This is a genomic window from Flavobacterium sp. (assembly GCF_044348915.1).
Classification (GTDB): Bacteria; Bacteroidota; Bacteroidia; order Flavobacteriales; family Flavobacteriaceae; genus Flavobacterium.
On record NZ_JBIKRX010000060.1, the window covers coordinates 1 to 18,248 of the forward strand.

The 18,248-nt window shown below is 35.7% G+C and carries 19 protein-coding genes and 1 tRNA gene; 5 read left to right on the forward strand and 15 right to left on the reverse strand.

Translation table 11 applies throughout. The annotated features are described in order from the left end of the window. Positions 1-302: saccharopine dehydrogenase NADP-binding domain-containing protein (locus ACIQ1E_RS10315; protein WP_396171199.1), on the reverse strand; the 302-nt coding region annotated here is incomplete at its 3' end. Between the two features lie 160 nt (positions 303-462). On the opposite strand from ACIQ1E_RS10315, the gene ACIQ1E_RS10320 reads away from it, so the two are divergent. Next, positions 463-849 (forward strand): DUF423 domain-containing protein, encoded by a 387-nt coding sequence (locus ACIQ1E_RS10320; protein ID WP_396171200.1) that lies wholly within the window; start codon positions 463-465, stop codon positions 847-849. A 64-nt stretch (positions 850-913) separates the two neighbouring features. On the opposite strand, the gene ACIQ1E_RS10325 is transcribed toward ACIQ1E_RS10320, so the two are convergent. From ACIQ1E_RS10325 to ACIQ1E_RS10335, 3 genes are all read right to left on the reverse strand, one after another. Further along, the gene (locus tag ACIQ1E_RS10325) at positions 914-1,969 is read right to left on the reverse strand and encodes a phytase (protein ID WP_396171202.1); all 1,056 of its coding nucleotides are present in this window, start codon (positions 1,967-1,969) and stop codon (positions 914-916) included. Positions 1,970-1,971: 2 nt separating this feature from the next. Beyond that, positions 1,972-2,958, reverse strand: a complete 987-nt coding sequence (locus tag ACIQ1E_RS10330; protein ID WP_396171204.1) for a purple acid phosphatase family protein — start codon at positions 2,956-2,958, stop codon at positions 1,972-1,974. 78 nt (positions 2,959-3,036) lie between these two features. After that, a complete protein-coding gene (locus ACIQ1E_RS10335; RefSeq protein WP_396171206.1) occupies positions 3,037-5,859 on the reverse strand; it encodes a TonB-dependent receptor in 2,823 nt (940 codons plus the stop codon). 346 nt (positions 5,860-6,205) lie between these two features. Here ACIQ1E_RS10335 and ACIQ1E_RS10340 point away from each other — a divergent pair, with 346 nt between their 5' ends. Then, a complete protein-coding gene (locus tag ACIQ1E_RS10340) occupies positions 6,206-7,306 on the forward strand; it encodes a DUF4407 domain-containing protein (protein WP_396171207.1) in 1,101 nt (366 codons plus the stop codon). Positions 7,307-7,369: 63 nt separating this feature from the next. On the opposite strand, the gene ACIQ1E_RS10345 is transcribed toward ACIQ1E_RS10340, so the two are convergent. From ACIQ1E_RS10345 to ruvC, 6 genes are all read right to left on the reverse strand, one after another. Continuing rightward, positions 7,370-8,725, reverse strand: coding sequence for an OmpP1/FadL family transporter (locus ACIQ1E_RS10345; RefSeq protein ID WP_396171209.1), 1,356 nt, complete (start codon positions 8,723-8,725; stop codon positions 7,370-7,372). A gap of 207 nt (positions 8,726-8,932) precedes the next feature. After that, entirely contained in the window at positions 8,933-9,619 is a 687-nt protein-coding gene (locus tag ACIQ1E_RS10350) for a PH domain-containing protein (RefSeq protein WP_396171211.1), read from the reverse strand. Between the two features lie 101 nt (positions 9,620-9,720). Then, complete coding sequence (locus ACIQ1E_RS10355) at positions 9,721-10,089, reverse strand: MmcQ/YjbR family DNA-binding protein (RefSeq protein WP_396171213.1); 369 nt, start codon at positions 10,087-10,089, stop codon at positions 9,721-9,723. A 7-nt stretch (positions 10,090-10,096) separates the two neighbouring features. After that, entirely contained in the window at positions 10,097-11,293 is a 1,197-nt protein-coding gene (gene hemW, locus ACIQ1E_RS10360) for a radical SAM family heme chaperone HemW (RefSeq protein ID WP_396171215.1), read from the reverse strand. A gap of 107 nt (positions 11,294-11,400) precedes the next feature. Then, complete coding sequence (locus ACIQ1E_RS10365; protein WP_396171217.1) at positions 11,401-11,772, reverse strand: four helix bundle protein; 372 nt, start codon at positions 11,770-11,772, stop codon at positions 11,401-11,403. A gap of 85 nt (positions 11,773-11,857) precedes the next feature. Continuing rightward, positions 11,858-12,412, reverse strand: coding sequence for a crossover junction endodeoxyribonuclease RuvC (gene ruvC / locus ACIQ1E_RS10370; protein ID WP_396171219.1), 555 nt, complete (start codon positions 12,410-12,412; stop codon positions 11,858-11,860). A 100-nt stretch (positions 12,413-12,512) separates the two neighbouring features. Here ruvC and ACIQ1E_RS10375 point away from each other — a divergent pair, with 100 nt between their 5' ends. Further along, positions 12,513-13,514: a hypothetical protein gene (locus tag ACIQ1E_RS10375; protein ID WP_396171221.1), complete on the forward strand. Its 1,002-nt coding sequence runs from the start codon at positions 12,513-12,515 to the stop codon at positions 13,512-13,514. Then, positions 13,511-14,614, forward strand: a complete 1,104-nt coding sequence (locus ACIQ1E_RS10380) for a glycosyltransferase (protein ID WP_396171223.1) — start codon at positions 13,511-13,513, stop codon at positions 14,612-14,614. The genes ACIQ1E_RS10375 and ACIQ1E_RS10380 overlap by 4 nt, the downstream gene beginning before the upstream one ends. Before the next feature lie 112 nt (positions 14,615-14,726). On the opposite strand, the gene ACIQ1E_RS10385 is transcribed toward ACIQ1E_RS10380, so the two are convergent. Together ACIQ1E_RS10385 and ACIQ1E_RS10390 are read right to left on the reverse strand one after the other, a co-directional pair. Then, positions 14,727-15,203: a hypothetical protein gene (locus ACIQ1E_RS10385; RefSeq protein ID WP_396171224.1), complete on the reverse strand. Its 477-nt coding sequence runs from the start codon at positions 15,201-15,203 to the stop codon at positions 14,727-14,729. Positions 15,204-15,245: 42 nt separating this feature from the next. Continuing rightward, positions 15,246-15,617, reverse strand: coding sequence for a hypothetical protein (locus tag ACIQ1E_RS10390; protein WP_396171226.1), 372 nt, complete (start codon positions 15,615-15,617; stop codon positions 15,246-15,248). A gap of 55 nt (positions 15,618-15,672) precedes the next feature. On the opposite strand from ACIQ1E_RS10390, the gene ACIQ1E_RS10395 reads away from it, so the two are divergent. Continuing rightward, complete coding sequence (locus tag ACIQ1E_RS10395) at positions 15,673-16,173, forward strand: DUF456 domain-containing protein (protein ID WP_396171228.1); 501 nt, start codon at positions 15,673-15,675, stop codon at positions 16,171-16,173. Between the two features lie 176 nt (positions 16,174-16,349). Here the strand turns inward: ACIQ1E_RS10395 and ACIQ1E_RS10400 are convergent. The 3 genes from ACIQ1E_RS10400 to trxA all read right to left on the reverse strand — a co-directional run bounded on the left by ACIQ1E_RS10400 (position 16,350) and on the right by trxA (position 18,012). Next, a tRNA-Asp gene (locus ACIQ1E_RS10400) sits at positions 16,350-16,423 on the reverse strand. An 86-nt stretch (positions 16,424-16,509) separates the two neighbouring features. Continuing rightward, positions 16,510-17,448 (reverse strand): DUF58 domain-containing protein, encoded by a 939-nt coding sequence (locus tag ACIQ1E_RS10405; RefSeq protein WP_396171230.1) that lies wholly within the window; start codon positions 17,446-17,448, stop codon positions 16,510-16,512. Between the two features lie 246 nt (positions 17,449-17,694). Then, complete coding sequence (trxA, locus tag ACIQ1E_RS10410) at positions 17,695-18,012, reverse strand: thioredoxin (RefSeq protein WP_396171232.1); 318 nt, start codon at positions 18,010-18,012, stop codon at positions 17,695-17,697. Between the last annotated feature and the right edge of the window lie 236 nt (positions 18,013-18,248).

Consider the following 18,248-nt stretch of genomic DNA (forward strand, 5'->3'; position numbering starts at 1 on the left):
GAAGCAGTCACCATATGCTTTTTATAGGCAATACAATCTTTCGCCACCTCTATATGAAGATGCGCTGGTAACATTGAGATCACAATATCCGCTTTTTGAATGGCGTCTTGCCGCTGACTCACATCAAAAATATCCAATGCAATTGCGGTAGCATTCGGATGATCTTTGGTTTTGCTACGGGCAGCTTCTATAGATAAATCACCTATAATAAGATGCAAATCCTCATCTGCAGACTTGCTTAAAAGATATTGAATAAGCGACGAAGCCGATCTTCCTGCTCCAATGATTAAAATTGTTCTCATTTTACATATATTTAACACAAACATACATAATTGTTGTATTTATAACAAATGATGTTTAATTAAAAACTAAAAAAAATTAATCAACCTTGCATATAAAGCAGTGCATTTATTATTAAAGTTATTGCAGAATGCAATACTTTTGCAACATAAAATTAGAAAAATGGACAAAAAAATAATTTCTACTGGCGCAATTTTTGGAATGTTAGCTATCATTTTTGGAGCATTTGGAGCCCATGCCTTAAAAAAAGTTTTATCCATAGAAGAGCTAACTACATTCGAAACAGGAGTGAAATACCAAATGTATCACGCCTTGTTTTTACTGTTCGTCGGTTTGGCAACAGCGCTTTCGGAAAAAGCAAAAAAGACCATTTATTATTTGGTTGTAATTGGGGTTCTTTTCTTTTCAGGTTCCATTTATTTATTGGCTACAAACAGCCAAACTTCCTTTGATTTTAAAGTAATTGGATTTGTCACTCCCATTGGCGGATTGTTATTAATTTTGGCTTGGGCGGTTTTATTATTTAATTTTTTGAATAAATCAAAATAGTGTATTAACCAAAAGAGCTATTCGATAACGAACAGCTCTTTGGTAATTTAAAAAAAAATGCACATTACTTTTTAGCCAAATCAATGCGCTTTTGTAAATCCTCCCAATTGTAAAAATGGAATGTCACTCCGTTACTCATCGCTACAAACATTCCTTTTTGAAATGGGCCGCCGAGATTTAATGACGTTACATCCGCACCATCGCATTCTATTGTTGATGTTGGAATTTCAGCTAATAAAGGATATTCATTTGCATTGCCATTCGCACCTTCTCTTGGATACACCATAAAAGTATTGGCCTGTTGATTAGACACCAAAATATGACCTGTGGTCGCTGAATTTTTGTAAATCGCAATTCCTTCGTTGTCCGATTTGAACTGGTTTTGACCAAAAAGAGCCATTTCCGAATTGTCATTCAAGGCAGGATCTGCTTTGTATTTTCTTATTCCGAATTGTTCATCGCAATAATAAACAACACCAAATTCGTTATCCACGGCAATGGCTTCGATTTCTTTTTTGCCACTGTATTTGCCAAATTTTCGAATCACAATCGCCCCTACTTTTCCATTGCCTGCATCGGTTAATTGGTATTGCCACAAATACGTTTCAGAAGGGCCACTTTTTCTACCAACTATAGCGAAAATAGCATTGTCAGTACTGCGAGTGTACAAAGCAATTCCCATAGGGTCACGTTCTAATTCTCCATCAAAAACTGATATTCCTCCGTTATCAATTGGTTTTAAATCAGGCAAACTAAAAATTCTTATTCTGTTGCTTTCCCGTTCTGTAGTTACGGCAACATCTACTTTTTTACCGTTAATTACTAAACCATAAGCAATATCTACATTATTTGGTCGCTTTAAAACCTCTGATTTTGCAATAATTTTTCCGTTCAAGTCAAAAGCATACAAACCGCCATCAGTATCTTTATCCGTCCCTATAATGATGCTTTTTGTCGCATCGTTAGGATTGATCCAAATAGCAGGGTCATCGGTATCGTGAGGTAAAGCTTGAGTAACGACTATTGGCGCAATGGCATCTTTTTTTATTGGTGCTAATTTAGTATTGCAGGAAAGCATAATAAAAGCTACAACCAGCAGTAAGACAAATGTTTTTTTCATTGTTATTTTGTTAATTCTTGAGTGTAAACAATTTTTCCTTCGGCATTGACTAATTGTACCAACATCAATTTTGGCGTCAAGCTAAAGGTCATAAAACCCGGTTCTGATAGTGCAAAAAGTGTTCCTTCGGTAGTTCCAGTTGGGCGCACTTCGCAAGCAGCGCCAGATAAAAACTGAGTCGTAAAACGAGTTTTTGGTTTAATAATTTGTAAATCGTGTTCGTGTCCGCAAAAATAAGCATCAACTTTATATTGTTCAAAAATAGGCGCAAAAAGCGTTTCAATATCTTTAGTATCCTGACTCGTTTTCCGTTTGCCTCCAGAATACATCGGATGATGACCCACTACTATTTTCCATTTAATGGACGCATCCGCTGTTTGCAAAGTTTCAAGCAGCCACTTTTTTTGGGCGATTGTGTCTTGTGCTTTGACATTTTCTTCTATTTGATCTCCTTTTGAATAGTAACTTGTTATAAAGGGACTTGTATCAATAAATACAAATAAGACCTTACTTCTGTCATTTAATTTCAGTGTTTTTTTAAAATAAGTTGCGGGCATATTCCAACGTCGGCTGATTTTAGAATAGTCGATTTGAGCTTGAATATTTCCGTTATAATCGTGATTTCCCAATGCTAAATACCAATCGGTTTGCAGATGGTAGTTGAAATAAATATCCTCAAACGATGCTTTCCAATGCGGATCCTGGATGCTTTGAACTCCTTTGGGGTAAAAATTATCACCAACAGCAATCACAAATTCTGAACCGATTGTGGCGGCTGCTTTTGCCATTTGACTGGCTACTTCTTTTTGATGGTATTCGCCGTTTCTACCAAAATCACCCATTACTAAAAAATTCAGACTTTGGTCCACTAGCTTTAACTCGGGAATAAAACCTCCTTTATAACCGGATTTTTCTTCTTTGAGATAATCTTGTGATACTGCTGCCTGTACAACCAACAAAAAAAACACTAGCGCTTTTCTAATTTTCATTACACTTATTATTGAAAAAAATTTGACAGGATTAAAACCCTGTCAAACTCTTAAAATTAATGAATTATATTTTAAATTTTACAAATCAAATTTCAAACCAAAATTATATCTAGCTTGGTAATATTCCATTTGCATTGTCCTTGATGCAACACCTTGGTAATAGCGTAACGGTTGATTGGTTAGATTATTGGCTTCGGCAAAAATTCGCAAGTTTTTTGTGATTTTGTATGACGCATTGGCATCTAAAAACAATTGTTCGTCATAGAATCTATCGTCGAAACTATCGCCTCCCAACTCATCTAAATAGTCAGCAGTGTAATTTAAAGAGATTCGAGCTGAGAATTTTTTGTTTTCCCAAGACAAGGAACCATTAAACATATGCGGAGCGGTACCCGGAAGTGACACATTTGTTCTTGCTTCACCATCAGCATTAGTAATTCCTTTTGCCTCCGATTCTGTAAAAGTATAGTTTAGATAGACTGCCATATTTTTAAAGAAAGTTCCCGGTATGAAATCTAATTGTCTTTGAAGTGCAACCTCAAATCCATATACGTTCACGTTTTCTCCATTTCTTTGTTGAGTTAAACCCCAATTCCCTGGGTTTGTTTCCGGAACTGGATTAGGTTGTCCAGGAAAATCTGTTGCAAACTCAGCATTGGTATATTGATTATCACGATAAGTATAGATAAAATCGTTTAAGTTTTTATAAAACACACCCCCGGACAATAATCCAACTGACTTATAATATTTTTCGACCATTAAGTCAAAATTATAAGCATAAGTAGCTTTTAAATTTGGATTTCCAGCAGCTATTTCAGAATCGTCATCCGGAATAACACTAATAAATGGTGATAAGTCATAATAATTTGGTCTTGCCAAAGAGGTCGTGAATGCTGCTCTGTACACCCAGTCCTTTTGCCCATTGTATTTAAAGGCTAAACTTGGTAACACATTAGTATAGGAATTCGTATTATTTACTTCTCCAACCAAATCTTCTTCATCTTCTACATAATTTGCTGTATAATCGATATTTGTGTTTTCTACACGTAACCCAACAATCATTGATAAATTAGAATTAAAATCCTGATCCCAACGAATATAACTCGCAAAAATATCTTCGGAAGCCTTGTAATTCAGTGCTAAATATTCACTTGGCACATCTTCTTTATCAAATAATGCAGTATTATTCAAATCTAAGTTACCTAAAAATGAATTGCTAGCAAAGGTACCAGGAACATATTGTGAACCAGCTTGCCAATTTTCTCCTCCATAAAAACTATTTGAAATTGCATTTAAATTTCCGAAAGCAGTAATAGGCTCATACTCAAAAAATGTATTTGCTCTACTTTTGTCTTTGATTCTAGCACGCCCTCCCAAACGGATGCGTCCTTTTTGGTTATCAATTACTGAAAATGGAATTCTAAAATTTAATTTCACACCTACTTCAGATTCTTCTGTATAATTATCGTTTTCTGACATTGTTCTAAAAGTGAACTTTGCTGCATCATCTGCTCCGGCAGAAGTAAGTAAAGGGAATCGAGTATCAGTTAAATCTTCATCAATTTTTAGCTTTCTATTTTGATATTCAATGTATCGTTCACCGGGTCTATCTTCACTGGCTTGCGCGTAATTTACTGCCCAATCCATGTCTAATTTAGGACTCAACAAATGTTCACCTCCAATTGCATAATTTTGGACAGTTTGTCTTTCAAGACGGGCATTTTTATTGTCTTCAATTCCTCCCTTAGTCTGTCTTCTGACATCTCCTGTGTAACCTGTGATATCATCGTTCGCATTATAAACTGGTGCAATGCCACGGAATCTTGCTCGATAACGATTTTCATAATCATCTCTGAAATTATACATCGCGTTAAAATAGATGGAATTGTTTTGGTTGAGTTTATAATCCGTTGCCAATGCAAATGAATTTCGAACCCTTTGAACGTCATATTTTCTAATATCATATTCTTCCATATAAGCCTGATTTTTCTTTCCTTCGACCCAAACACCTTCTACGTTATCAGAACCAAAATTATTGTTGTTGTACGAAGCACTTAAAACCATTCCTAGTTTCTTATCTAAAAATCTGTCTCCAAACACTAAACCAGCCGTATAATTTCCTTTATCTCTAATTGGACTGTATCCTCCTGCAAGCGTTGCTGAAATTCTTTGTCCATTTGGTGTTGCACGAGTAATTAAATTCACAGAACCACCAATCGCATCTGCATCCATATCGGAAGTAAGTGTTTTGTTTACTTCAATAGTCGAAATCATATCCGAAGGAATCAAATCCATTTGCACGTTTCTATTGTCGCCTTCTGCAGAAGGAATACGATCGCCATTCAAAGTGACAGAGTTCAACGCTGGTGCAATACCTCGAATAATAATATTTCGAGCTTCTCCTTGATCATTTTGCATAGTAATCCCAGGCACTCTTTTTAACGCATCTCCAATATTAGCATCAGGAAAACGACCCACTTGATCAGAAGAGATAACATTGGTAATGTTTTGATTACTTTTTTGCTTGTTGATGGCTTTGGCTTGACCACGTAAACGATCACCAATAATAACCACCTCTGCTAATTCATTATTGTTGGTGCCTAAAACAAATTTAACAATTGCTGTCTTTCTAGAATCAACTGTAACGGTTTGTACTTGGTTTTGATAACCAATATAGGTTATTACAATTTCATACGTTCCATAAGGAACATTTAAAAATTCGAATTCACCATTGTTATTTGTTGTGGCGTATCTGTTTCCAGCATTTAATTTGAGCGTAGCACCAGGTAGCGACAATCCTCCCTCACTTTCTGTAACTTTTCCTGAAATTATTCCTGACCCTTGTGCATACAAAACACAAGTTGAAATTGTCATCATCAATACTAAAAATATTTTTTTCATAGTTGTTTTATAGTTAAAAAATTTTGAGCGAAATTAGCAAGATCCCGCAAGGAATGTGTAAAATTGGCGTTAACAAATATTTAATTTATGGTTCAAAACGATAGTACTATCCTTCAACCAAAATGACATAGATCTAAACTAATACAAGACGTTTTTAGTAAAGAATCTGCGATAAACCTCTGTAATCTAGCAGTTCCTATTTTGATAGTATCCAGCAAAATAGCCATTCCTAAATATTCGTATCAACAACAAAATGTAACTTTCTTCGTTAATAGGCTACTAATTACAATCAATCAAAATCAATCACCCTTGCGCAACTCAACCGGCGCAACAAATCAAAATCATCATGCTAAAACAATTCTTCATCATCTGTTCTGGAGCCGACAAAACCCTTCTTGTAGGTTGCTCCGAAGGCGAACAAACCAAGTATGTAGGTATTGGCGCCACCGTTTTCTTTACCGCCGTTATGGCTTTCATCGCCAGTTCTTATGCACTTTTCACGGTTTTCGACAATCCATTTATTGCTATGGGATTTGGAATTGTTTGGGGATTGCTCATTTTTAATTTAGATCGATTTATTGTTTCCACTATTCGAAAAAGAGACAGTTTCAAGAGTGAATTCTTGCAAGCCAGTCCACGAATTATTTTGGCGATAATTATTGCCATCGTGATTTCGAAACCCTTGGAAATTAAAATTTTTGAAAAAGAAATTAATACTGTTTTATTGAAAGAAAAAAACGCAATGGCGTTGAATAACAAAAAAGAAGTAGCCACTTATTTCAAATCGGATTTAGATAAAAACAAAGCCGAAACAGACAAGTTAAAAGCTGAAATTAGTGCAAAAGAAAAAGAAGTCAATACCTTATACGAAACCTATATCACCGAAGCTGAAGGAACGAAAGGCACAATGAAATTAGGCAAAGGACCCGTTTTCAAAGAGAAAATTGCCAAACATAATTTGGCTTCCGCCGAGCTGGATTCCATTAGAAAAACCAATTTGGCTAAAATTGCCTTAAACGATAAAAAAGCGATTACGCTTCAATCAGACTTAGACAAAAAAGTTTCAGAAACTCAACCAATCATTGATGGATTTGATGGTTTGATGGCGCGGATTAATGCCTTGAATAAACTGCCGTTGATTACTTCATTATTTATAATGTTGCTGTTTCTGGCCATCGAAACTTCACCAATTATTGCCAAATTATTATCTCCCAAAGGTGAATACGATTACAAACTACAGGATTTAGAAACGGCTCTAAAAGCCACTTTGGAACAAGACAAATACCAACGCGATTTGTTAGTAAAAACCAGCGCATCGATGCATGATAAAGTTTATGATGACATTGCCCAAGACAAAAAACTATATGATTTGCAACGTCAAAAAGCCACCGAATTATTGGAACTTCAAGCGCATAATTTTGTAGAAAAACAGAAGCAAACAATGTAATTTAATCGAAAATAAAAAGCGGTTCCTCTAACAGAAACCGCTTTTTTTATTAAAAAAACCCAACTATTTTACTGCTTTTTTGGCAAACTTATACGAAATTCCGATCATCACTAAATCGGTAGTCATTTCGTAAGCTACAGTTGTTCCCGGAACTGCTCCATAAGGATTTGATGCTGAAACCATCATCGGATTAAGCATTTGACCAGAAGTTTTACCATCGCTCGCACCGTGATGATATACTGCGTCTAATGAAATACTACTTGTTGCTGCATAGCTAAATCCTAACTGAAAAGCATTTTTGATAATCGCCGTGGCAGGAATGTTAAAGAAGGCGACATCGCTACCAATAGGATTTGAACTATAAGTATAACCCAATCTCAAAGGAAACTTATCGATTCCTTTGTATTGAACTCCTGCCGATAAAATGGACACATTATCCCAGCCAAATCCTTTTACTGAAGCGGTTGGAGTCCAGCCTGTATCGGAAAAACCATTGGTGTTTTTATAATCTACCATTCTATAATCTAATGCGATATCAAAATCACTTTTTGAATACCCTAAACCAAATGATAGTATTGCAGGATAATCCATATCGAATGTATTAGTGCCCTTAGAATTATCTAAATACGTATTTTCGAATTCCATTTCGCTTAAGTTTTGAGCTGTTTTATAGGAAACTCCTGCTTTGAATCCTTTTTGGGAATCAAAATACAAACCAAATTGAGCTCCAAAACCTGCAGTAGTCGCTTTATTTGTTGATGGATATCCCGCAGCAGACGGGTTTGCGGTTGGATTCGGCATTAGTTGCAAAGAACCATAATTGAAAGTTGGTTCGACGCCAACCGAAAGTTTTTCGGTTATTTCATAAGCCCACGTAAAACCAATTTGCAACAACATATAATCTGATTCTATTCTACCAAAACCACCTGCTTTTTGCGGATAATTGATAGGATTTGAATCTAATGAAGGATTGAAATTAGGACTCATTGGCTGATTTAATTCTTCAGGGAAAGTTACTCCAAATCCACTAATTCCGAAAGCGGATGCTCCAAAAGTGTGTTTGCTTCCTTCTTTACCCCAAACCATTGCAAGAGCTGGCATTATCGAAGGATTTCTGGCATCCTCAGTAGTACCTGAAACAGCAGGAGAACCCGGACCCATCATCCCTGCTGGCAAGCTAGAGCTCAACTCAGGAGAGGAAAAAAATAGCCCCACATCTAATTTGATAATTTTGTCATTAAAAGCAGAAATAGAAGCGGGATTCCATTGTAACGCTCCAGAAATGTCAAGCGGCTGTGCGGTTGAGGCTCCACCCATAGACATATTGAAAGCGCCGACGCCTTGCATGATATGACCTGCTTGCGAAAAAGCAAAAGTCGAAAAGAGTACTAATCCAAATTGTAAAATAATTTTTTTCATGGTTAACGGTATTGGTTAAAATTTAAAATTCTTAAAAAAAACAGGTGTTTATCTGTTTTAGAATAAAACCCATTGATTTAATAGGTTAAATGTACTTCAACCAAATAATCTGATATGTAACTTATGTTACACATCTAATATAATTCTCAAAAAAAATCCCGATAAATGAGAATTTATCGGGACTACTAGTCAATAATAAGGCTTGAATTACATATAGCTCAAAATTTCCTTTTTAAGTGCGTCGTATTCGCCTTGTAAAATCAATCCGTTATCTAGAAGTTTTTTATAGTTCTGCAGCTTTGCAAAAAGCTCATCTTGTGACAATTCGCTTGTTGCTTTTTCGGTTGGTGTAGTAATATTTTCTACTATTGGCTCAGCAGTACTGGAAACCGCTGGCATTAATTCAGCAAAACTAACCACTTCTTCTGTTTCTACTTCTTCGATTTCTTCCTGAATAAATACAGGAACTTCAATTTTCACTTCTTCAGCAACCACAGGATTTTTTAATAAATCCAATTGTTCTTTGGCAAAAGTAGAAATCTTTCTAGCCTGAATTTTTGGAATATAATCAATAGAAACTTGAATTTGTGTTTTGGTCGAAAATGAAAATTCGGAACCCAAAATATTTTCTTTCATAAAAGTCCCTTCAATTTCGTTCCAAGTAAAATCGGTAAAATTCATTGAAAGCCCCATATTCTTAGGCTGACAAATTATAATTCTTTTATTGGTCACTACAATACTGTGTGGAAAAACAGTGATAGCAGGTTTTTTTTGAACGGCTATGTATCCTATTTCTTCGTTTTTCATCAATAAATCATTCAGCTTTGAAGTGATTTTTTCGATGGCTTTCGGGTCTTGCTCTTCGTTTAGAAATTTTTTAAGATTATCAATCATAATATACTATTTGAATTGTGTTCTGAAATTTTTAGCAAAAGTAATGCCTAATTTTCTACTTCTACATACATTTTTTTTCGAAAATGATTCGAACAACATAATTAATCCATTGCACAAACTTCGGCTTGAATTTTTTTAGTTAAACTTTTGAAAACTAAATTATAGGAATCATCAATCCATTCTTTGACCAATTTATCCGATACTTCACTATTTATAGCTACTTTATTCCAATGTGTTTTGCTCATATGAAACGCGGGTTGGACATCGCCATATTGAGCTCGCAGTTCCAATGCATAATCAGGATTGCACTTTAAATTCACCGATGGCTCGCCTTTTTCCCATTGTTTTAAAGATGACAAAGCAAACATTTTTCCACCCACTTTAAAAACTAAAGTATCTTGATCGAACGGAAAATGTTCGGTTACCCCTTTTTTAGAAAGGCAATATTCGTAGTAGGTTTCTAGGTTCATTTTTAAATTATTTTGAGTTCAGCATAAACAAATCACTCGCAATTCCATCGGTCAAAAATTTACCTTTTGGCGTAGGTTTTAGAATCTTCTCGATACATCCCGATTGCATCGGGACACTCGAAATGACGATTTCAACTAATCCATCATCAACGAATTTCTGCGCTTGCTTATTCAAATACTCGAAATACTCATTTCCGAATTCGGCTGCAATTCTATCCAAAGAAACACCCCAAATCGTTCGCAAACCCGTCATAATGTACTCGTTGTAACGGTCAGTTTTCGATAAAATTTCAATTTCATTGGGTAATTTATCTTCCTGAATCGATTTGATATAAAGCGTATTATTCGACACATTCCAACTTCTTGAAACTCCATCATAACTGTGCGCCGAAGGGCCAATTCCGATATATTTTTTTCCTAGCCAATAGGCTGAATTGTTTTTTGAAAAATAATTCTCTTTCCCGAAATTCGATAACTCGTAATGAACAAAACCATTTTCTTCTAGTGTTTCGACCAAAATTTGAAAATGTTCTTCGGCAACTTCGTCCTTGGGTTGGGCAATTTTCCCGGTTTGAATGAGTTTATTCAAAGCCGTTTTGGGTTCGACCGTCAAGGCATAACTCGAAATGTGCGGAATACCAAACGACAAAGCCGTTTCAATATTTTGTTTCCATTTTTCGCTGCTCATTTGATTCGCCTGTTCGCCATTCTGGTTCGAGTCAGGAATTCCATAAATCAAATCGAGGGAAATATTATTGAAATATTTTGTTGCCAATTCTAGGCATTTTTTGGCTTCCGTAGCATTATGAGCGCGATTCATCATCGCTAAATCATCTTCAAAAAAAGATTGAATTCCGATGCTTAATCGATTAATTCCAATTTTTGAAAGTTCGATTAAATACTCTTCCGACAAATCATCGGGATTGGCTTCGAGTGTAATTTCGGGATTTTCGGTAACAACGTAGTTTTCATAAATCAAATCAATCTGCAATCTCAAATCTGCAATCTGCAATCTGCTGGGTGTTCCTCCACCAAAATATATGGTTTCGACAACCTCGTCTTTGAATTCACTATTTCGCATTCGAATTTCTTTGGCCAAAGCCAAAACCATCTCGTCTTTTTTCTTCATCGAAGTTGAAAAATGAAAGTCACAATAATGACAAGCTTGTTTGCAAAAAGGGATATGGATGTAGATTCCGGACATATTTTAGTGATCAGTGGTCAGTTTTTAGTGGTCAGTCTTGGGGAAGTTTTCAGTGTTCAGTTTTTAGTGAGCAGTGCATAACTGAATACTACTAAACTGAACACTGCTTACTCCTTTTTTACTCCAAATTTCTCAGGATTTAAAATCATATAATTAATTAATTTTCCAACCTCTTTTGACTTTTCAGTCAAATTATTAAACGTTTCTAGAGTTATGTACTTACAAGCTAAAGCATATTCAAGCCACCCTTGTGTCTCCGAGTTTTCAGCGTCGGCATCAGTTAATTTACTGTGGAAATATTTGGGATATTCTCTTTTTCTGTAGGCTTCCGCTATTGTTATTGTAACACTTCTCGAACTTCTCCTTATTTGATCTGTTAGCGAATATGTTTCCTCTTTTGGAAAAATCTTGGTTATTTCAAAAATCTCCATCGCCACTTCAAACCCTTTTTTATAACCTAATAAATCTTGAAATTTCATACTGTTTTATTTTACTGATCACTAAAAACTAAACCCTGAACACTATTAATATAAGCGTTACTGAGCACTAAAAACTGACCACTGATCACTTTTTTATTCGTGATTCATTGTTCTTAACAAAAGCGTCCCAACCTGTATAACTTTTTTCTCCGACTGTTTTTCCGCTATTGAAAAAATGACAAACAGCAGCTGCCAAACCATCTGTAGAATCGAGATTTTTGGGTAATTCCTTCAGACCTAAAAGCTGTTGCAGCATTTTGGCTACTTGTTCCTTGCTGGCGTTTCCGTTGCCGGTGATGGCCATTTTTATTTTTTTGGGTTCGTACTCTGTAATGGGAATGTCTCTCGAAAGTCCCGCTGCCATTGCCACACCTTGCGCTCTACCGAGTTTTAACATCGATTGAACGTTTTTTCCAAAGAAAGGGGCTTCAATCGCAATTTCGTCGGGATTGTGGGTGTCGATGAGTTCAATGGTGCGCTCGAATATGATTTTCAGCTTTTGATAATGATTGTCATATTTGGACAATTGCAATTCGTTGAGTTGAACAAATTGCATATTCTTTCCAACTACTTTTATGATGCCAAAACCCATAATGGTCGTTCCTGGGTCGATTCCTAATATGATGCGTTCGTTTGCCATAAATAATTTGCCACAAAGGCGCCAAGTCACAAAGTTTATTTGTTAATTTACGAATTAAATTTACTCACACAATAATTCCCCCTTCGGGGGACAGGGGGCTATGATTTCAATTTCCCACAAAGCTAAACAATTCCTCATACTTCTAATCAAACTTTTGATTGTAGGTGGGGCGTTTTATTTTATTTACACCCAATTGGCGAATAATGATAAACTCGATTGGGAGAAATTCATTGTTCTGTTTCAAAAAAATCAATCGGTTGGCGGCATCAGCTTTATCTTGCTGTTGAGTGTTTTGAATCGGTTTTTTGAAATTTTGAAATGGCAGAATTTGGTTTCTTATCTGCACAAAATAACGGTGCTAGAATCCACCAAGCAAGTTCTTGGCGCCCTAACGGCGGGCTTGTTCACCCCTAATGGTGTGGGCGAATATGCTGGAAAAGCTTTGTTTTTCGAAAAGTCGAAAGCCAAAAAAATTGTATTCCTAAACTTGATTTGCAACGGAATCCAGATGATTTTATCGATTGTTTTTGGGATATTTGGTTTGTTGTATTTCAATGCCAATTACAACATTATCACCTCAAAAACTGTCTTGATCCTTTTTGGAATTTGTGTTTTACTTTTTGGAATTTTGTTTATTTCAAAAAAAATAAATATCAAAGGCTACTCCATCGAAAAACTGATTCATAAAATAAACGAAATTCCAAAGTCTATTCATCAAAAAAATATGCTCTTGGCCGTTTGTCGCTACTTGGTTTTTTCGCACCAATATTATTTTTTGTTTATGGCCTTTGATGTCGATTTGCCTTATTTAACAATGATGGCAACCATTGCCAGCGTCTATTTTCTGGCGTCTTCCTTGCCGACTTTTCAGTTTTTGGATTTTGCTGTGAAAGGAAGTGTGGCTGTCTATTTCTTTGGAATTTTGGGAATCAACGAGTGGATTGTAGTATTTATAAGCACGCTGATGTGGTTTTTGAATGTAGTTTTGCCCGTCATTATCGGGAGTTACTATGTAATGAATTATAGCCCCCACACGAGCGAAAGCGAACTGGCGAAGCAAACCCCCGAAGGGGGAATTAATAAACCTAAATCAAAAGGATGATTTTTGTTTTATTCCTAGTTCTAACGCTCTATTGTTTGGCAATACTTTCCTTGATTTATGGTTTTACCAAAGTCAATTCCTTTGATTTTACAAGGATGGAGCCAAAAACAAAATTCTCGATTATTGTTCCTTTTCGAAATGAAGCGGAAAATCTTCCGAAACTATTAGCCAGTTTTTCAAAATTGAATTATCCGACTGAAATGTTTGAAGTGATTTTGGTTGATGATGAATCGGAGGAAGTGTTCAGTAATCAGCATTCAGTATTCAGCGTTCAAATAATAGATAACATTCGCGTTTCAAATTCACCAAAGAAAGATGCAATTTCGACGGCAATGACAGTGGCAAAAAACGAATGGATTATCACCACTGATGCGGATTGTACGGTTCGTAAAAATTGGCTATCTACCTTGGATAATTACATTCAATTGCATAATGTTTCAATGATTGCGGGAGCAGTTACCTACGACTGCAAGAATTCATTTTTGCATCATTTTCAGCAATTGGATCTGGCAAGTCTACAAGGAGCAACGATTGGGAGTTTTGGACTTGGAAAAGGTTTTATGTGCAACGGAGCCAATTTTGCTTACACCAAATCTTTTTTTGAAAAACTGAATGGCTTTGAGGGAAATGACAGCATTGCAAGCGGCGATGATGTTTTTTTGTTGCAAAAAGCAATGGCGCATTCACCTGAAAAAGTTCACTATTTGAAATCCCAAAATACTACCGTAACCACAAAACCTGTTGATGATTGGAAAGCTCTTTTTCATCAAAGAGTGCGTTGGGCTTCGAAAACGGGTTCTTACCAGAGTAAATTTGGGATTGGACTAGGCTTTATTGTTTTTAGCGGAAACCTGGGTTTTCTGTTTGGAGTTTATGGTTTATTGTTCGGGGTGGGCGACTCTTTTATATTGATTTTAGTACTGTTGGCGAAGGTTATTGTTGACTACATTTTAATTCATAAAACAAATGGTTTTTTGAAAAATAGTACAAAATTCTATTTAATTAGCAGTTTGTTGTATCCTATTTTCAGTGTGAGCGTGGCTTTGTATGCTGTAACTGGAAAATATGAATGGAAAGGGAGGAGGTTTTTGAATTCCTAAAGTCCTAGCCCAGATAGAAGTGGAAATCCTTTATGTTTTTTCTTTAAAAACATAAAGATTGCAACGTATAGCTGGAAATAGCTCCAGATTCCTACTTTCGTAGGAATGCTAGTTACTCCACTTTGATAATAACGGGAAGAATAAACTGTGTTTTAACCGTTATTCCGCGCTTGATGGCTGGATTAATTTTTGGAAAATCGACCAAACGAGCTTTTAGAATACTATCGATTTTTATGGTGTCGTAAGCCACGGAATCTTTAGGGAATTGGGGCTCGAATTGTAAGGTAGCATTGGGCAAAATAGTGACTTTGACCTCAATAGTGTCTAATTCTGGATACAGAACCGACAAGGTGTCTACGGCTAATTTTTCTTGAATGAGTTGGGTCATTACTTCAAAAAAACATTCTTTACGCTGGGCTTTGTTTTCAATCTTTTCGCAATACACAACCGAGGGAAATTCATCGACTTCTTTCCAATTGATAGCATTGAGTTCCTTTTGTAACAAATCCTTTTCTGAAGGCACTTGCTTGTCGAAGTACTGACAGGAACTAAGAAATATAAATACTAACAAAAAATAAAATTGCCTCAATGTAGTGTTTTTGATATGGACTAATATTTTATAAAAATACAATTATTTCTTTTGTGATGGCTTCGAAAGCAAATAATCTTCATAACTTTCGGATAACCACTTCTTTTTGCTTTCGGCTGCCACTTCTTTTTCTTTGGGATATAAAGCTGCCAATCGATCAGAAAATGTTGCGATTTTTACAGTATAAGTGTAAAATTCTTTTTTTGTTAATACCACATTCGGATCAAATTTTTTTTCATTGAATTCAAAAAATAATTTTTCGAAATCTTTCATTGTATAATTCAATACCTTTGCTTTATTGGCTCCATAGATGGAGTCTTTCAAAATATCGTCGGCGGTTTTTTGCTTTTTTTCTTGAGCAAAAAATGGTTGTATAGCAACTAAAAGGGCGAATAGTAAAAAATGTTTTTTCATTATTGTTTGATAATTAAGTGATTGTTAACGTTCCAAATTTACAAAAATTTCATTTATGGATGTTGCACTTCTGATTCTTGGTTTTATATGTATGATTGTGGGCGTGTTTGGCAGTTTTTTGCCAGTTTTACCTGGTCAAAGCATCTGTTGGTTGGGTTTAGTTTTGCTCTATTTTACCTCAGCCATTGAAGCAAATTACTGGATTCTTGGTATTACACTCGTGATTACTGTGTTAATATCTGTTCTCGATTGTGTTATTCCAGCCAAGGGAACCAAAAAATTTGGCGGTAGTTCGTATGGGATTTGGGGAACCAATATTGGTTTGATTGTAGGGATTTTTGCTCCGATTCCGTTTGGTTTTATCATTGGCCCATTTGTTGGCGCATTTATCGGAGAATTAATGTACGATTACAAAGACCACGGACGAGCTCTGAAAGCTGCCACGGGTTCTTTTATTGGGTTTTTAGCTTCTAGTTTTATGAAATTTGTGGTTTGTATGATGTTTCTGGGACTATATGTTTGGATTGTCTGGGAGCATAAATCGACACTATTTTGAAAACCCAAACAGCGTAAAATCAAAAAAGCTCCCCACAAAAGTGGACAGCTTTTCATTGGTCTAACTACTAAACCGTGCTACGAGTTACAAAGTCGCAGCGAAACAACACAACTATTTTAGATGCTTTTTTGGGGCAAAAAAGCGATTCATCTCTGAATCGCTTCTCCCAATTTTAGCGGTCTGGACGGGACTCGAACCCGCGACCCCATGCGTGACAGGCATGTATTCTAACCAACTGAACTACCAAACCTCTGCTTTATTGCGGTTGCAAATATACTATAGAATTTTGTTTCTACAAGGGTTTATTGAAAAAACATTTGATATTTTTTTCTTTACTTACCCAAAACTTTGTTTTTCAACTAAATATGTGGTCAATATTTTCTCAAAACTATCGTCAACTCCTACTGGAACGTACTTAATTTTGTTTTGTGAACAGGTCAAAGCTAGTTTTTTAAAATAAGATCGTACTCCTTTTTCATATTCTTCCTTCACATTATCGGCAAAAATATTAACCTCTTCGCCAGTTTCTACATCTATAAACTTTCTTGGAGCGTTGTCAAAGTCAAAATTTAACTCTGTTTTGTTGTCAATAACGTGAAATAAGACCACTTTGTGCTTGTCGTGTTTCAAGTGTTGCAGGGCTGTAAATAAAGCCTCTTCATTTCCACCTGCAGCTTCGGGATGAAACATATCTGTAAAAAGAATAATCATCGATCGACGATGGATTTTCTCGGCGATTTGGTGCAAGTATTTGATAGTGTCTGTGCTTTTTTGTGCTTTGGGCTTTTCAAGAAGATTTTCAAGTGCATTCAAAATCATTCGATGATGCCGATCACTTCCCTTTTCGGGAGAGTAATATTCATAAGTATCTGAAAAAACGCTTAAACCAACTGCATCCCGCTGTTTTTTTAGAATATTCATCAAGACGGCTGAAGCCAATACAGAAAAACCAATCTTGTTTTGAAAAAATTTTTCCTTGTCTTCCAACTTTGGATAATGCATCGATGACGAATTATCGATAATGATATGACAACGCAAATTGGTATCTTCTTCGAATTTTTTGGTATACAACCGATCCGTTTTGGCAAACAATTTCCAATCGATATGCTTGGTGCTTTCGCCTACATTATAGACTTTATGTTCAGCAAATTCAGCCGAAAATCCGTGAAAAGGGCTTTTGTGCATACCTGAAATAAAGCCTTCCACAATTTGGTTAGCCAACAATTCGAGATGCTGGAAACTAGAAATTTTCTCTATTTGCGATTCGATCTTCATATATATTTCATCTGTTCGCCTTCTAGGCTCGAGTCAAATATATTAAAAGATTGAATGATTAAAAAATTTAAGCGCAGATTGCTTCGCCTATTCGCTATCGCTCGAGCCGCAAGTTAAAAAATAATACAAATTAGCACGTACTAGTTTTGAACTGAAACAAACGCATACTTTAACCTTTATTGCAAACAAAAAAGGCTTGACTTACACCAAACCTTTCTATTTATTATTGTGAGATTGCAATACTGATTACAAATGTTTGTCTAAACTATCTGCGTAAGTTTGTTTAGGAGCTACCCCAACTTGTTTTTCTACAACTTCACCATTTTTGAATACCAATACTGTTGGAATGTTTCTTACACCGTATTTTGCAGCGAATTCTTGATTTGCATCAACATCTACTTTTCCTACCACTACTTTTCCAGCGTATTCTTCACTAATTTGGTCAATGATTGGTCCAACCATTCTACAAGGTCCACACCAAGCTGCCCAAAAATCTACCATTACTGGTTTGTCTGATTTCAAAACTACTTCATCAAAAGTAGCATCTGTTATTGCTAATGCCATATTTATATTTTTTTTAATTATTCGTATTTGTACTGCAAAGATAATTAAACATTTGAGTTAGAAAGTGTAACTTGTATTACATTTAACTATTTTCAAATTGGTATAATTTATTATAGGTATAGGCGCTTAGAGCACCCTTGTTATCTATTGATTTTATTGATATTTATTCAAATTTCACCATCTTTTTCATTAACACATCGAAGATTGTCCCCATATTTGACCTTCTATTGTATCTA

Bases quoted from the DNA above. Each gene is read 5' to 3' on its own strand.
- ACIQ1E_RS10375 (WP_396171221.1), top strand. From the start codon at position 12,513: ATGATTTCAATTTCCCACAAAGCTAAACAATTCCTCATACTTCTAATC.
- ACIQ1E_RS10405 (WP_396171230.1), bottom strand. From the start codon at position 17,448: ATGAAGATCGAATCGCAAATAGAGAAAATTTCTAGTTTCCAGCATCTC.
- ACIQ1E_RS10325 (WP_396171202.1), bottom strand. From the start codon at position 1,969: ATGAAAAAAACATTTGTCTTACTGCTGGTTGTAGCTTTTATTATGCTT.
- ACIQ1E_RS10320 (WP_396171200.1), top strand. From the start codon at position 463: ATGGACAAAAAAATAATTTCTACTGGCGCAATTTTTGGAATGTTAGCT.
- ACIQ1E_RS10345 (WP_396171209.1), bottom strand. From the start codon at position 8,725: ATGAAAAAAATTATTTTACAATTTGGATTAGTACTCTTTTCGACTTTT.
- ACIQ1E_RS10340 (WP_396171207.1), top strand. From the start codon at position 6,206: ATGCTAAAACAATTCTTCATCATCTGTTCTGGAGCCGACAAAACCCTT.
- hemW (WP_396171215.1), bottom strand. From the start codon at position 11,293: ATGTCCGGAATCTACATCCATATCCCTTTTTGCAAACAAGCTTGTCAT.
- ACIQ1E_RS10355 (WP_396171213.1), bottom strand. From the start codon at position 10,089: ATGAACCTAGAAACCTACTACGAATATTGCCTTTCTAAAAAAGGGGTA.
- ACIQ1E_RS10390 (WP_396171226.1), bottom strand. From the start codon at position 15,617: ATGAAAAAACATTTTTTACTATTCGCCCTTTTAGTTGCTATACAACCA.
- ruvC (WP_396171219.1), bottom strand. From the start codon at position 12,412: ATGGCAAACGAACGCATCATATTAGGAATCGACCCAGGAACGACCATT.
- trxA (WP_396171232.1), bottom strand. From the start codon at position 18,012: ATGGCATTAGCAATAACAGATGCTACTTTTGATGAAGTAGTTTTGAAA.
- ACIQ1E_RS10335 (WP_396171206.1), bottom strand. From the start codon at position 5,859: ATGAAAAAAATATTTTTAGTATTGATGATGACAATTTCAACTTGTGTT.
- ACIQ1E_RS10395 (WP_396171228.1), top strand. From the start codon at position 15,673: ATGGATGTTGCACTTCTGATTCTTGGTTTTATATGTATGATTGTGGGC.
- ACIQ1E_RS10350 (WP_396171211.1), bottom strand. From the start codon at position 9,619: ATGATTGATAATCTTAAAAAATTTCTAAACGAAGAGCAAGACCCGAAA.
- ACIQ1E_RS10365 (WP_396171217.1), bottom strand. From the start codon at position 11,772: ATGAAATTTCAAGATTTATTAGGTTATAAAAAAGGGTTTGAAGTGGCG.
- ACIQ1E_RS10330 (WP_396171204.1), bottom strand. From the start codon at position 2,958: ATGAAAATTAGAAAAGCGCTAGTGTTTTTTTTGTTGGTTGTACAGGCA.
- ACIQ1E_RS10380 (WP_396171223.1), top strand. From the start codon at position 13,511: ATGATTTTTGTTTTATTCCTAGTTCTAACGCTCTATTGTTTGGCAATA.